The organism is Umezawaea sp. (assembly GCF_057122925.1).
The window spans coordinates 1-12,958 of the sequence record NZ_DBNGPQ010000008.1 but is presented as its reverse complement, the minus strand read 5'-3'; the positions used below and the strand labels follow the sequence as shown (position 1 = coordinate 12,958).

The window sequence follows — 12,958 nt, the reverse complement described above, 5'->3', positions numbered from 1 at the left end:
CGCGTGAGATCCGGGCTACACCTGAGTCGGAACTTCCAATCCAGGGAGTACGGTGGAACCACCAACTCGGATGGGAGTCGACATGGACCTCGCAGGCCGCACCGCACTCGTCACCGGTGCCAACCGCGGACTCGGGCGGCACTTCGCCGAACAGCTGATCAAGAGGGGAGCCACGGTCTACGCGGGTGCTCGGAACCCTGCGTCCGTCGACCTCCCCGGAGCCGTCCCGATCGCGCTCGACGTGACCGACCCCGAGTCGGTCGCCGCCGCGGCACGCGCCACCTCGGGAGTCTCGATCCTGATCAACAACGCAGGGTCGTTCACCGGGGCGTCGCTGGCCGACGGCTCGCTGGAGGACATCAGGCTGGAGATGGACACCCACTACTTCGGCACGCTGCTGGTCACCAGGGCGTTCGCGCCGCAGCTCGCCGAGCACGACGAGAGCGCGGTGCTGAACGTGCTCTCGGTCCTGTCCTGGGTGACCAGGCCCGGTTTCAGCGCCTACGCGGCGGCGAAGTCGGCCGCCTGGTCGCTCACCAGCGCGCTGCGCATCGAACTGGCCGGGCAGGGCACGGGGGTCAGCGCGCTGCACGTCGGGTTCCTCGACACCGACATGGTCGGGCACGTCGACGCGCCCAAGAGCGACCCGGCCGTCATCGCGGCCCTCGCGCTGGACGGCGTGGAGGCGGGGGAGCCCGAGATCGTGGCCGACGACCGCAGCCGCGCCGTCCAGTCGCGGCTCTCGGGCGGCGTGGCGGCGCTCTACCCCCGGTCCGCCTGAGCGTCGAACTCGTCCCGCGCCTCCAGCACCTCCGGGATGTGCTCCTCCGCCCAGCGGCAGAGCGCCTCCAGCGGACCGCGCAGCGTGCGGCCGAGCGGGGTCAGCTCGTACTCGACCCTGGGCGGCACCTCGGCGTGGGCGGTGCGCCGCAGCAGCCCGTCGCGTTCGAGGTCGCGCAGCGTCGAGGTGAGGACCTTGCCGCTGATGCCGTCCAGGGCCTCGCGGACCTCGCCGAACCGCCGGGGCCCGTCGGCCAGGGTGATCACGACCATCGCCGTCCACTTGTTCGCGATGCGGGCCAGGGACGTGCGCGACGGGCACGTCCTGGTCAGCACGTCCCAGCGCGGAGTGTGTGACATGGCTCGCATCCGTCCAATGGTTACCTTGAGGTAATTGATTACCAAAAGAAACCATAGCTCCCTGCAACGACAACAGGGAGGCTCCACATGTCCGACCAGAACACCGCCGTCGTCCGGAAGTACTTCGACGCGCTCGCCGCGGGCGACCTCGACACCGTCGGCGCGCTGCTGTCGCCGGACGTCGTCTGGCACCAGCCGGGCGCGAACCGCTTCTCCGGCACCCGCTCCGGCGCGGGCGAGGTCTTCGCCATGATCGGCGGGATGGTGGAGAGCAGCCGCGGCACCTTCCGGATCGACCGCGTCGACCACCTCATGGGCAACGGCGACCTGGTCGCCGCCACCATCCACTTCGTGGCCGAGCGCGACGGCGCGTCGCTCGCGCTGGACGGGGTGGACCTGCTGCGGATCGCCGACGGCGTGATCGCGGAGGCGTGGCTGTTCGGTTCGGACCAGGACGTCGAGGACGCCTTCTGGGGCAGCTGATCTGCCGGTCGGCCACCCGCGCTGGATGATGTCCGTCGTGCGGGGAGGTGCGAGCTGAACACCGTCGTGTCCGTGGTGCTGCTGGTGGCGGTGCTGGCGTTCGCCGTCGTCCGGCCGAGGGGGTGGCCCGAGGCGGTGGCGGCGGTGCCCGCGGCGCTCGTGGTGCTGGCGACCGGCGCCATCTCGGTGCCGCACGCGGTCGCGGAGGTCGAACGGCTGGCTCCGGTCGTCGGCTTCCTCGCCGCGGTGCTGGTGCTCGCCCGGCTGTGCGCCGACGAGGGGCTGTTCGAGGCGGCCGGGTCGCTCATGGCCCGGCTGTGCGCGGGGAGCCCGAAGCGGTTGCTGGGCTCCGTGTTCGGCGTCGCCGCCGCCATCACGGCCGTGCTCAGCCTGGACGCCACGGTCGTGCTGCTGACGCCCGTGGTGTTCGCCACCGCGTCCAGGCTGGGCGCACGGCCCAAGCCGCACGTGTACGCGTGCACGCACCTGGCCAACTCGGCGTCGCTGCTGCTGCCGGTGTCGAACCTGACGAACCTGCTGGCTTTCACCGCGGCGGGCATCTCGTTCACCCGCTTCGCCGGGCTGATGGCGCTGCCGTGGCTCGCCGCCATCGCCGTGGAGTACGCGGTGTTCCGGCTGTTCTTCGCCACCGACCTCGCGGCGGGCGCCGACGCGGGCCTGCCGGTGCCCGCCCGCCCCGCGCCGCGGTTCGTGCTCGTCGTGCTGGCGCTGACCCTGATCGGGTTCGCGGTCACCTCACCGCTCGGCGTCGACCCGGCGTGGGCGGCGTTCGGCGGGGCGCTGGTGCTGGCCGTGCGCGCCCTCGTGCGCCGCACGACCGCACCCCGCGCGCTGCTCGGGTCCACGAGCGTCCCGTTCCTCCTCTTCGTCCTGGCACTGGGGATCGTCGTCCGCGCGGTCGTCGACAACGGGCTGTCCGACGCCGTCGGCCACCTCGTCCCGAGCGGCGGCTCGCTGCTCGCGCTGCTCGGCCTGGCGGCCGTCGCCGCGGTCCTCGCCAACCTGATCAACAACCTGCCCGCCGTGCTGGTGCTGCTGCCGCTGGCGGCCTCGGGCGGGACGGGCGCGGTGCTGGCCGTCCTCATCGGCGTCAACATCGGCCCCAACCTGACCTACGTGGGGTCGCTGGCGACCCTGCTGTGGCGCCGCATCCTGCACCAGCACGACACGAGCACCGACCTCGCCGAGTTCACCCGGCTCGGCCTGCTCACCGTGCCGGTGTCCCTCGTGCTCTCCGTCCTGGGACTCTGGGTGGGGCTGACCGTGATCGGAGGCTGAGGTGGACGTCGTCGTCTGGGTCGTCGAGGGCACCTGGCGGGCCTGCGTGCACGCCGCGCGGAACCTCACCCCGCCCGGCTCGCGGGTCGTGCTGCTGCACGTGACCGCGCCGGACGTGCCGGGTGCGGCGCACGGCGCGTTCGCGGGGCTGCTCGGCAGGGGCCACCCCGAACGCGATCCCGGTCTCCAGGTGGAGGAGTTCGCCGAGGTCGCCGCGCGGCACCTGCTCGACGTGGCCGCCGCGGAGCTGGAGCTGCCCGCCACCGCGGTGAACCGCCACGGCCGCCCCGAGGAGGAGGTCGTCGCCGCGGCGGAGGGCGCGGGCCTGCTGATCGTCGCCCGCGACGGCGACCGCGACCGCCTCGGCCCGAGGAGCCTCGGTCACGCCACGCGCTTCGTCGTCGACCACGCCCCGTGCCCGGTGCTGCTGGTGTGGCCGGAGCAGGCACCCGGCATCGAGTCGATCCCGCCGCCACCGCGGTGAGCAGTCCGCCGCCGTCGGGCACACCTTGGCGTCCGGGCTGCTCCACACCGACCCGTTCGGGTTCGGCTCGACCCCGCTGTCGGACGCCTGGTCGTGTTCACGACCTCGTCCGACGCCTCAGGCTCACCGCCGCCCGCGCTCGCGGCGAGGACGTCGGTCACGTGGTGCACGACCGGGCCCGCGTTGCCGGGCGCCGGGTCGTTCACCACCGACACGGTGTCCTCGAACGTCACCAGGCCCAGTTGGTGGTCGCCGCCCGACGCCGCCACGACGTCGTTGACGATGCTGTTGACGCCGGTCTTGATGGTGGCGATGGTGCCGCCCGTGCTGCCGGTGTCGTCCAGCGCGAACGCCACGTCCAGCGGGCCGCACCGGCTCGCGGCCGGTGCGGGGGCCGCCGTGGTGGAGGGGGTCGCGACGACGGTGCCGAACCCGGCCACCACCGCGCAGGCCAGTGCGGCGAACGCGCGCCGTCGTCCACGTCGACGAACGGAACCCAGCAGCCCATCTCTTCTCACTCGCGGGAAACGCCGTGTCCCGGCTGGTGTGAATGAAAGGACTGTGTGGTCTGTTCGTTGACGGGGGGATTTGCTTTGTCGGGTGGCGTGCGAGGGGGTCACCCGGATGGTCGTTGACGGTGGGCGGTGTCGTGGTTGTTGACCATGTGTCACTGTGTGCGGTGTGCGAGCGGGGGATGCGGCGGTCGACGTGGTCGTGCCGAGCCTGTTGGTGTCCGTCGACGACCTCACGCCGGTCGGATCGGTGGTCCTGCTGTGGGCCGTCGGTCAACTCGTCGTGGGACACGACCGGCACTTCGACCCGGCGGAGTTCCGCCGTGGGGCGAGGAGGGTGCTCGCCCGGTTCGGCCCGGACGGGGCCACGCCCGAGGAGGCCGTTCAGAGCCTCGTGGGCGCGAACCTGTGGGAGGGGACCGGGTTCACCCGGAGGGTGGCCGGTCTGCTGCGGAACCGGGTGCTGCGGGCGCAGGTGGTCGACGTGGTCCGCGACCGGTCGGTGGTCGTCGACGTCGACGGGCTGCTGGCCGAGGTGGGGCTGTCGGGCTGCGACTCGGTGCTGCCGACCGCGTTGGAGATCATCGAACCGCTGGTCGGCCAGGAGATCCGGACGGTGACCGGCGCCCCCAACAGGGTGCTGGCGCTGAGGGGTTCGGTGGCGGTCGTGGCCACCGACGCGTCACCGGACGGTGAACCGGTCCCGGTGCTCATGGTCCAGAACGGGCTCGACCTGCTGCGGCGCGACGGTTCCGTCGGCGTCACCGTGCGGGAGCTGGGCTACCGCAGCGCGTTCGTCGGCGCCGTGCTGGCCACGCTGCCGGGTGCCGCGGCGTCGACGCGCCCGGCCAGGATCACCCTGACCGGGCCCGTCGACGTCCCCGTTCCCGACGACCCGCGGCTGGACGGCCTCGACGGGGTCGCCCTGCGGCCGTACCGCCGGGAGCAGGGCAGGCTGCGGCGGGCGCTCCTGGGCGACCGGGTCCAGGCGCCGTGCGACCTCTGCGGCCACCTGGTCCCGGCGGAGTTCCTGGTGGCGGCCCACGTCAAGCGCCGGTCGGAGTGCTCCCCCGCCGAGCGCGCGGACGTGCGGAACGTCGCGATGCTGGCCTGCGTGTTCGGCTGCGACCACCTCTACGAGGCGGGCCACGTGACGGTCGACGCCACGGGCACGCTGGTGGCCACGCCCGCCGAGACCGAGTTGACCGGCCTCGTCGGCGAGCACCTCCGCCGCCTGCACGGACGTCGGTGCACCGCCCACCGGGCGGAGTCGGAGCAGTACTTCGCCTGGCACCGCCGCGAGTTCAGCGCCTCGGTCTGAGCACCGCGTACGTCGCCGTGCCGACCACGGCCAGCACACCCGCCGTCCACGAGGCCACCGGGGTGTCCGGTTCCTGGAGCATCCACGTCAGCACCCGCGTGCCCACGTCGTCGGTCCGCGGGATGAAGAGGGCGACGGCGAGCCAGCCCAGGGGGAGGGTCCAGGCGTGGTGGCCGCCGAACACCGCCGCCGCCAGGGCGGTCAGGCCCGCCAGGCCCGCGCTGTCGCGGAGCACGAACGACACCGGGGCCAGGTCGGTGGTGAAGACCAGCAGGAGGGCGGCCGACACCGCGGCGATGAGGACCACGTGCGCGAGGCGGCGGGGGAGCCAGCGGATCGCCGCCGTGCGGTCCAGGTGCGGGTCCTGGCCGCTGAGACCGGTGGCCAGGACCGCGACGGCGGCGACCAGCGACAGTGCCGCCAGGTGCGGGTCCGGGGGGTCGGCCAGGGCCCACACGGCGAACGTCGTGACCAGGGCGGCCACCAGGGTCGCCGGGACCTGGCGGGAGCGGGCGTAGAGGGTCAGCCACCTCATCCGGTCAACGCCTCCCACTGGTCGCCCTCGCACGAGACGCCGATCCGGCGGGCCGCCTGGACGCGGGCCAGCTGCTCGGTCCCGGGCAGGGTGCGGAAGGTGGCCCACGTCCGCTCGGCGTCGGCCATCGCGCCGCCGTTGAGGTAGTTGCTGCCCACCAGCGGCTTCAGCTCGCCGGTGAACCAGGCCGCGGTCACGAGGCGCGCCACGTGCTCGCGCTGCACGACGACCCCGGCGGTGTTCAGGCCGTAGCACGGGGGGAGGCCCGCGCCCGCCACGAGGATGCGGGTGAGGTCGGTGCCGGTGGGCTTGGCGAACCGCCACTCGTCGAACACGTAGGTCACGGCGTCGGCGGAGCGGGGACGGGGGCCTATCCGGGGGACCTCCCCGGTGTGCTCGCGGACGGTGGTCGGCGCGTCCGGGAGCTTCGCCAGCAGCCGCAGGGCGTCCTCGCCCGGTCCGGCCAGGAGCGGCAGCCGGGCCTCGTGCACCCGCGACGCGCACACGTCGCCGTCGCACACCTGCTCGGCCGCCGCCGCGTCGACGACGTAGGTCTCCGAGGCGGTGGACGGCAGCACGGCGGTCGCCAGCGCGGCGCTCAGCGCCACCGGCAGCAGGGCCGCCAGGCGGGTGCGCACCGTGGAGGCGGTCGCCAGCAGGACGCCGGTCGCCGCCAGCCCGGCCAGCCACAGGGCCTGGCCCGCGTTCGCGGCCGGGGCGACCGCGGTGAACACGTTGTCCAACGGAGCGAGCGAGGGGGAGAGCAGCGAGACCCGGTAGGGGATGCCGTTGTCCTCGATCGACAGGGGGATCATCGCCACCAGCGCGACCACGGACAGCAGCGGCGGCACCAGCGGCGACGGGATCGTCCGCCCGATGCCCAGGCCGAGCCACGCCCCCGCGACCAGGCCGAGCACCCCCACCAGCGCGGTGGGCACCCAGGTGGCGGAGAGGTAGCCGTCACCCGCGAGCGCCTGCACGCCGCCGATCGCGGTCAGCAGCAGGTACGCGGTGGCCAGCAGCAGACCGATCGCGCCCGCGGTCCCGGCGGTCCGGTGCAGGGCGGGTCGGGGGGTGGAGGTGAGCAGTTCGACCATGCGCGAGCGGTGGTCGCGCAAACCCTGGAGGGCGCCCGCGCCGACCGCCAGCGGCCACAGGAACACCAGCATGAACCGGAGCCACCGGGTGGTGGCGTACAACTGCTCGTCCCACGCCACCGAGCCCTTCGTCCACGGCGCGCTGAGCAGGTAGAACAGGCCCAGCGTGAGCAGCAGCACGAGCGCGCTGATCCACGGCGCCACCGAGCGCCGCAGTTCGACACCGAGGATCCGCCGGTTCACCAGCCACCCCTTCCCTGGTTGAGGAGCGCGGTGTAGCCGCGTTCGATGGGGCTGTCGCCGACGTGCTCGGACGTGCCCGCCGCGGCCAGCTGCGCCGGGGTGCCCTGGAAGACGAGCTTGCCCTCGGCGAACAGCACGACGTCGGTGCACGCGGTGGCCACGTCCTCGACCAGGTGGGTCGACACGACGACGCAGCTGTCGGTGCCGAGTTCCTGGAGCAGTTCGCGGAACCGCAGCCGCTGCGCCGGGTCGAGGCCCGCCGTCGGCTCGTCGAGCAGCAGGACCGTCGGGTCGTTGACGATGGCCTGCGCGATCCCGGCCCGCCGCACCATGCCCCCGGACAGGGTCTTCATCCTGGAGTCGGCGCGGTCGGCGAGGCCCACCCGCTCGATGGCCCGCTGCACCGCGGCGGCGACGTCCCGCTTCGGCATCTCCTTGAGCCACGCCATGTACTCGACGAACTCGCGGACCGTGAAGCGCTTGTAGTACCCGAACTCCTGCGGCAGGTACCCGAGCCTGCGGCGCACCTCGCGCTGGTCGGCACGTCCCCCGACGGCCGTGCCGAGCAGTTCGAGCGCGCCACCGGCCGGGCGGAGCACCGTCGCCAGTGCCCTGATCAGGGTGGTCTTGCCCGCGCCGTTGGGGCCGAGCAGGCCGTGCACGCCGGTCCCGAGCGACAGGTCGAGCCCGTCGACGGCGACCTTGCGCGCCCCGGCGCGGACCACGAGCCCGGTCGCCTTGATCTCCCACGCGTAGGTCGTGGGTGCGGTGTCCACCGCGTTGGTCATCCTGTTCCCCTTCATCGGTGTGCGCCCAGGTCCGCGTAGGCGCCCCTGCGGACGGCCACGACGAGTCCCCCGAGCACGAAGAGCGCGCCCCACACGGGAAGTCCGTTCTCGTGCAGGACGACGGACGGCTGGTCCAGCGCCACGGGGGGCGCGACGATCACGACGGCCCACACCGCGATCAGCCCGGCGGCGGCGCGGGTGATGCCGACCAGGCCGCTGAGCGCGAGCGTGCCGGTGGTGAAGGCCAGGCACGGCACGAGCCAGAGCGCGGTGGAGGAGCCCCACCCCGCGACGAACAGCGTCGGGATCACCACCACCAGCACCGAGACCGTGCGCCGCAGCAGCAGGTACAGGCCCGCGCGGGGGGTCGACGCGACCACCTCGTGCATCGGGTCGAGCGCCTTGGCCCACGCCGCCGCGACGCCGAGCACCGGCAGCACCGGCGCGACGAGCAGCACCAGCGGGAGCTCGTCGCCGCTCGGCCCGGTGTTCCACCCGGCGAAGGTGTCGAGCAGCACCGCCAGGAGCGTGACGGCCATCGTCATCACCAGCCACGGCACCATCGTCGGGCTGATCCAGCCCGCGAGCCCGCGCAGCCGGTGCCGCCTCGGTCGGGGCTGCGGCACGAGCCGCGGTTCGAGGTCCGTCCAGACGGCGTCGAGCAGCGCGGACGTCGACCCCTCGACGGCGGTCGCGAGCCGGGCCCGGCACGCCGCGCACGACTCCAGGTGCGATTCGACGGCCCACACCTCGTCGGCCGGGATGTCCACCTCGCCCCGCGCGTAGCGGCCGACGAGCCGCTCACTGGGGTGTTCCACGGTCATGTCAGCGCCTCCCGCATCGCGATCCGTGCCCGCCGAGCGCGGGTCTTGACGGTGCCCTCGGGCACCCCGAGCAGGACCGCGGTCTCCCGCACGGTCAGCCCGTCGAGCACCATCGCCTGGAGCACCTGCCGCAGTTCCGGCGCGAGCCGCCGCAGCGCGTCACCGACCTCGTCGCCGACGACGTGGGCGAGCACCTCGTCCTCCGCCGCGGCGGAGGCGGGTTCCGGCGCCGCCGCGGCGGGCGGGACGGCGTGGTGCGCGCGTCTGCGGAAGGCGTCGATCAGGCGTCTGGCCGCGATCGTCCAGAGCCAGCCGACCGCGGTGCCACCGGCGCCCGCGCCCGCGAAGGCACCCGCCGCCCGCCAGACGGAGAGGTAGGTCTCCTGCATGACCTCGGCGACGACCTGGTCGTCCGAGCACCGTCGGCGCAGGCGGACCGCGATCCACGGCGAGGTTCTCCGGTAGAGCTCCTCGAAGGCGGCCCGGTCGCCCTTGGCGACCAGCCTGACGAGGTGCTCCTCATCGGTCGGTTCGGTCCTGATCGGTCCCACACCCCGCTAGACGCCCCGGTCGGGCTGGAGGTTCTCCGAAGAGTGTGTCATGGGTCACATGGTGCGGGTGCTTCGAAGGGAGGACGCGCGCCGCGGGGCGGTCCTGGGTGCCGGGAGCGGGGGGTGGGGTGCGTGCCTGCGCTCGGCCGCGCCGGCCGCCGGGAGAGCTCGCGAGCGGAGGCGGGGCGGAGGGGCCGCTCCGCCGCTGGTTCCGCTACCTGGTGCTTTCCCTGATCTCCAGGGAGAACGGGGTTTGCACGTCCTCCGGTTCCAGGTCCTGGCCGCCCTTGAGCCTGCGGCGGATCAGGTCTACCGCGCTGTGGGCGATCGCCGCCTTGTCCGGGGCGATCGTGGTCAACGAGGGCATGCTGTAGGCGCTCTCCTCGTTGTTGTCGAAGCCGACCACCGCCACGTCCCTCGGCACGCTGACGCCGTGTTCCGCCGCCGCTCGCAGGGCGCCTATGGCCAGCAGGTCGTTGAAGCAGAAGACCGCGTCCGGCGGGGTGGGCAGGGACAGGAGGTGGGCCATCGCGTCCGCGCCGTCGCGGCGGTGGTAGTTCAGGGCCTGGACGATGTACTCCTCGCGCACCGGCAGGCCCGCCGTCGTCAGGGCCGTCCGGTAGCCCTCCAGGCGCTGGGTGGCCGTGCCGCGGTACGGGTGGGCGCCGATGGCGGCGATGCGGTTGCGGCCCAGTTCCACCAGGTGGCGGGTGGCGACGGTGGCCGCCAGGACGTTGTCGATGCCCACGTGGTCGATCGGCACGTCCACCGAGTGCTCACCCAGCATGACCACCGGGATGCCGGGGTCGAGCTGGTCGAAGTCCCTGGCGTGCAGCGCTTCCGGGCTGACGATGGCCGCGTCGATCATGTGCGGGCCCAGTGCCGCGAGGGTGGCTCGCTCGCGGTCCCTGGTGCCGAGGGTCTGTTCGATCAGGACGTTCCACTCGTGCTCCCCGGCGGCCTCCAGGACCAGGCCCGCCATCTCGCCGAAGTACGGGATGCTCAGCTCGGGAAGCACCAGCGCGAGGGAGCCGGTCCGGCCGCGGCGCAGGTTGCGCGCTCCGATGTTCGGGCGGTAGCCGGTCGTGGCCAGAGCTTCCTCGACCCGGCGACGGTTGTCCGGTTTCACGAACTCGTAGCCGTTGACCACGTTCGACACCGTCTTGACCGACACACCGGCGAGCCTGGCGACGTCCTTGAGCGTGGCCAACAACGGCCTCCCATCGGCGTCGGTAGTTGGGGACCCGACGAATCCTAGCCGGTTCACCTGGGTCTTTACAACGTTGTACCAACGATGTAAATCTGTTGTCGCCCAGTCTCCGTGACGGGGCTCACGCCGTCCGACCGAGGAGCCACCGATGTCCACGCCGCCCGTGCGCCGCACCAAAGCCGCCCTGCTCGCGGTCACCACGCTCACCGTCGCGCTGACGGCCTGCACCAGCCGCGAAGCCGAGACCACCGGCCAGGCCAGTGCCGGCCCCGCCGCCTCCGCCGCCGCGTCCCAAGCATCGGGCCCCGGCTGCACGCTCGACAAGACCGGTTACCCGAAGGTGGACGTGAAGTCCGCGATCGTCGGCTTCTCCCAGTCGGAGAAGGAGGCCAACCCGTTCCGCACCGCCGAGACCCAGTCCATCAGGGACGAGGCGGCGAAGCTGGGGATCCCCGAGGACAAGCTGCTCGTCACCAACGCGCAGAGCGACCTGAACAAGCAGATCAGCGACATCAAGTCCATGTTGGACCGGGGTGCGCAGCTGCTGATCGTGGCGCCGCTCAACTCCGACGGCCTCCAGCCCGCGCTCGACGCGGCGAAGGCCAAGAAGGTCCCGGTCGTGACGATCGACCGCAAGGTGACCTCCACGCCCTGCACCGACTACCTGACGTTCATCGGCTCCAACTTCGTCGAGCAGGGCAAGCGCGCCGCGGTGGAGATGGCCCGCGTGACCAACGGGACGGGCAAGGTCGCGATCCTGCTCGGCTCGTCGGGCAACAACGTGACCACCGACCGCGCCAAGGGCTTCAAGGACGAGCTGGCCAAGACCCCCGGCCTGACCGTGGTCGCGGAGCAGACCGGCGAGTTCGACCGGTCCAAGGGCCAGGCCGTCATGGAGCAGCTCATCCAGAGCAACCCGGACATCACCGCCGTGTACGCGTTGAACGACGAGATGGGCATCGGCGCCGTCACCGCGCTCAAGGGCGCGGGCAAGACGCCCGGCAAGGACGTCAAGATCGTCTCGATCGACGGCACCAAGAACGCGGTGCAGCTCGTCGCCGACGGCAGCTACAACGCGGTCGTCGAGTCCAACCCGCGCTTCGGCCCGCTGTCGTTCAAGGTGCTCCAGGACTTCGCCGACGGCAAGGAGATCAGCGAGAACGTGGTGATCTCCGACGACCAGTACGACGAGACCAACGCGAGCCAGAAGCTCGGGAACGCGTACTGACGTGGAACCGGTGCTGGAGGTGACGGACGTCGTGAAGGAGTTCGTCGGCGTGCGAGCGCTCGACGGGGTGTCGTTCACGGTGCGGCCGGGGGAGGTGCACGCCCTGGTCGGGGAGAACGGCGCGGGCAAGTCCACGCTGATCAAGGTGCTCACGGGTGTGCACCGCCCCGACTCCGGCGAGGTCCGGCTGCGGGGCGAGGTGGTGTCCTTCGACCGCCCGGTGCGGGCGCAGGAGGCAGGGATCTCCACGATCTACCAGGAGGTCAACCTCGTCCCGCTGATCAGCGTGGCGGGCAACGTGTTCCTCGGCCGCGAGCCCCGGACCCGGTTCGGGCTCGTGGACTGGGCGAAGATGAACCGCGACGCCGAGGAGCTGCTGTCGGGCTACGGCATCGACACCGACGTGAAGCGTCCACTCGGGACGCTCAGCGTCGGCGAGCAGCAGATGGTCGCGCTGGTGCGGGCGGTCTCGACCGACGCCGACGTGGTGATCATGGACGAGCCGACGTCGTCGTTGGAGCCGCGCGAGGTCGAGACGCTGTTCTCGGTCGTCGAACGGCTCCACGAGAAGGGCATCGCGGTCGTCTACGTCAGCCACCGGATGGACGAGCTGTACCGGATCTGCGACCGGGTCACCGTGCTGCGGGACGGGAAGATGGTCCACACCGGACCGCTGAACGACCTGTCGCGCATCGAGCTGGTGGCGCTGATGCTCGGCCGCAGCGTCAGCGACATCCGCGAGCACGGCGCGACCGCGTTCGGCGAGGATCACAACGCCGGGAAGGAACCGCTGCTGCGGGCGGAGAACCTGTCCAGCGGGGTGCGGCTGACCGACGTGTCGGTGTCGATCCGGCCCGGCGAGGTCGTGGGCCTCGCCGGGCTGCTGGGCTCCGGCCGCACCGAGACCGCGCGGGCCATCGTCGGCGCGCTGCCGCTCGACGGCGGCACGGTCCTGGTCGGCGGCAAGGCGCTGAAGGCCGGTGACGTCGGCGCGGCGATGCGCGCGGGCATCAACATGCTGGCCGAGGACCGCAAGGCCGAGGGGATCATCCCCAACCTGTCCGTGCGGGAGAACATCGTGCTCGCCGCGCTGCCCCAGCTGTCCCGCTTCGGCGTGGTCAGCAGGGAGAAGCAGGACCGGATCGTCGACACCTTCGTGAAGCGGCTGCGCATCAAGGTGTCCAACCCCGACCAGCTCGTGTCGGAGCTGTCCGGCGGCAACCAGCAGAAGGTGCTGCTGGCC

15 protein-coding genes are annotated in these 12,958 nt (G+C 72.5%); 7 read left to right on the top strand and 8 right to left on the bottom strand.

Annotation, left to right across the window (positions count from 1 at the left end; all coding sequences use genetic code 11):
* Window positions 1-82 precede the first annotated feature (82 nt).
* Window positions 83-781, top strand: coding sequence for an SDR family oxidoreductase (locus AC156L_RS00750; protein ID WP_330881299.1), 699 nt, complete (start codon window positions 83-85; stop codon window positions 779-781).
* Here the strand turns inward: AC156L_RS00750 and AC156L_RS00745 are convergent.
* Window positions 763-1,140 (bottom strand): winged helix-turn-helix transcriptional regulator, encoded by a 378-nt coding sequence (locus AC156L_RS00745; RefSeq protein WP_330881297.1) that lies wholly within the window; start codon window positions 1,138-1,140, stop codon window positions 763-765. The two genes, AC156L_RS00750 and AC156L_RS00745, sit on opposite strands and share 19 nt — an antisense overlap.
* Before the next feature lie 87 nt (window positions 1,141-1,227).
* On the opposite strand from AC156L_RS00745, the gene AC156L_RS00740 reads away from it, so the two are divergent.
* From AC156L_RS00740 to AC156L_RS00730, 3 genes are all read left to right on the top strand, one after another.
* Window positions 1,228-1,623, top strand: coding sequence for a nuclear transport factor 2 family protein (locus AC156L_RS00740; RefSeq protein ID WP_330881296.1), 396 nt, complete (start codon window positions 1,228-1,230; stop codon window positions 1,621-1,623).
* Between the two features lie 66 nt (window positions 1,624-1,689).
* A complete protein-coding gene (locus AC156L_RS00735; RefSeq protein WP_484406507.1) occupies window positions 1,690-2,922 on the top strand; it encodes an SLC13 family permease in 1,233 nt (410 codons plus the stop codon).
* A gap of 1 nt (window position 2,923) precedes the next feature.
* Complete coding sequence (locus AC156L_RS00730) at window positions 2,924-3,406, top strand: universal stress protein (RefSeq protein ID WP_330881294.1); 483 nt, start codon at window positions 2,924-2,926, stop codon at window positions 3,404-3,406.
* Here AC156L_RS00730 and AC156L_RS00725 read toward each other — a convergent pair.
* Window positions 3,304-3,924: a vWA domain-containing protein gene (locus tag AC156L_RS00725; protein WP_330881293.1), complete on the bottom strand. Its 621-nt coding sequence runs from the start codon at window positions 3,922-3,924 to the stop codon at window positions 3,304-3,306. The genes AC156L_RS00730 and AC156L_RS00725 overlap by 103 nt on opposite strands.
* Before the next feature lie 163 nt (window positions 3,925-4,087).
* Between AC156L_RS00725 and AC156L_RS00720 the strand changes: the two genes are divergently transcribed.
* Window positions 4,088-5,239, top strand: coding sequence for a phosphorothioated DNA-binding restriction endonuclease family protein (locus AC156L_RS00720; protein WP_330881292.1), 1,152 nt, complete (start codon window positions 4,088-4,090; stop codon window positions 5,237-5,239).
* On the opposite strand, the gene AC156L_RS00715 is transcribed toward AC156L_RS00720, so the two are convergent.
* The 6 genes from AC156L_RS00715 to AC156L_RS00690 all read right to left on the bottom strand — a co-directional run bounded on the left by AC156L_RS00715 (window position 5,223) and on the right by AC156L_RS00690 (window position 10,490).
* On the bottom strand, window positions 5,223-5,774 hold the full coding sequence (locus AC156L_RS00715) for a hypothetical protein (RefSeq protein ID WP_330881291.1): 552 nt from the start codon (window positions 5,772-5,774) through the stop codon (window positions 5,223-5,225). The two genes, AC156L_RS00720 and AC156L_RS00715, sit on opposite strands and share 17 nt — an antisense overlap.
* Complete coding sequence (locus AC156L_RS00710; protein ID WP_330881290.1) at window positions 5,771-7,114, bottom strand: hypothetical protein; 1,344 nt, start codon at window positions 7,112-7,114, stop codon at window positions 5,771-5,773. Before AC156L_RS00710 ends, AC156L_RS00715 begins: the two co-directional genes overlap by 4 nt.
* Window positions 7,111-7,902, bottom strand: a complete 792-nt coding sequence (locus AC156L_RS00705; protein WP_330881289.1) for an ABC transporter ATP-binding protein — start codon at window positions 7,900-7,902, stop codon at window positions 7,111-7,113. Before AC156L_RS00705 ends, AC156L_RS00710 begins: the two co-directional genes overlap by 4 nt.
* Window positions 7,903-7,913: 11 nt before the next feature.
* A complete protein-coding gene (locus AC156L_RS00700) occupies window positions 7,914-8,726 on the bottom strand; it encodes a zf-HC2 domain-containing protein (protein ID WP_330881287.1) in 813 nt (270 codons plus the stop codon).
* Window positions 8,723-9,277 carry an RNA polymerase sigma factor gene (locus AC156L_RS00695; protein WP_330881285.1) on the bottom strand — a complete coding sequence of 185 codons (555 nt, stop codon included), beginning with the start codon at window positions 9,275-9,277 and terminating at the stop codon, window positions 8,723-8,725. Before AC156L_RS00695 ends, AC156L_RS00700 begins: the two co-directional genes overlap by 4 nt.
* 214 nt (window positions 9,278-9,491) lie before the next feature.
* A complete protein-coding gene (locus tag AC156L_RS00690; protein WP_330881283.1) occupies window positions 9,492-10,490 on the bottom strand; it encodes a LacI family DNA-binding transcriptional regulator in 999 nt (332 codons plus the stop codon).
* A gap of 145 nt (window positions 10,491-10,635) precedes the next feature.
* Here AC156L_RS00690 and AC156L_RS00685 point away from each other — a divergent pair, with 145 nt between their 5' ends.
* Window positions 10,636-11,715 (top strand): ABC transporter substrate-binding protein, encoded by a 1,080-nt coding sequence (locus tag AC156L_RS00685; protein WP_330881281.1) that lies wholly within the window; start codon window positions 10,636-10,638, stop codon window positions 11,713-11,715.
* 1 nt (window position 11,716) lies between these two features.
* Window positions 11,717-12,958: sugar ABC transporter ATP-binding protein (locus tag AC156L_RS00680; protein ID WP_484406506.1), on the top strand; the 1,242-nt coding region annotated here is incomplete at its 3' end.

Bases quoted from the DNA above. Each gene is read 5' to 3' on its own strand.
- AC156L_RS00705 (WP_330881289.1), bottom strand. From the start codon at position 7,902: ATGACCAACGCGGTGGACACCGCACCCACGACCTACGCGTGGGAGATC.
- AC156L_RS00745 (WP_330881297.1), bottom strand. From the start codon at position 1,140: ATGTCACACACTCCGCGCTGGGACGTGCTGACCAGGACGTGCCCGTCG.
- AC156L_RS00700 (WP_330881287.1), bottom strand. From the start codon at position 8,726: ATGACCGTGGAACACCCCAGTGAGCGGCTCGTCGGCCGCTACGCGCGG.
- AC156L_RS00740 (WP_330881296.1), top strand. From the start codon at position 1,228: ATGTCCGACCAGAACACCGCCGTCGTCCGGAAGTACTTCGACGCGCTC.
- AC156L_RS00750 (WP_330881299.1), top strand. From the start codon at position 83: ATGGACCTCGCAGGCCGCACCGCACTCGTCACCGGTGCCAACCGCGGA.
- AC156L_RS00715 (WP_330881291.1), bottom strand. From the start codon at position 5,774: ATGAGGTGGCTGACCCTCTACGCCCGCTCCCGCCAGGTCCCGGCGACC.
- AC156L_RS00685 (WP_330881281.1), top strand. From the start codon at position 10,636: ATGTCCACGCCGCCCGTGCGCCGCACCAAAGCCGCCCTGCTCGCGGTC.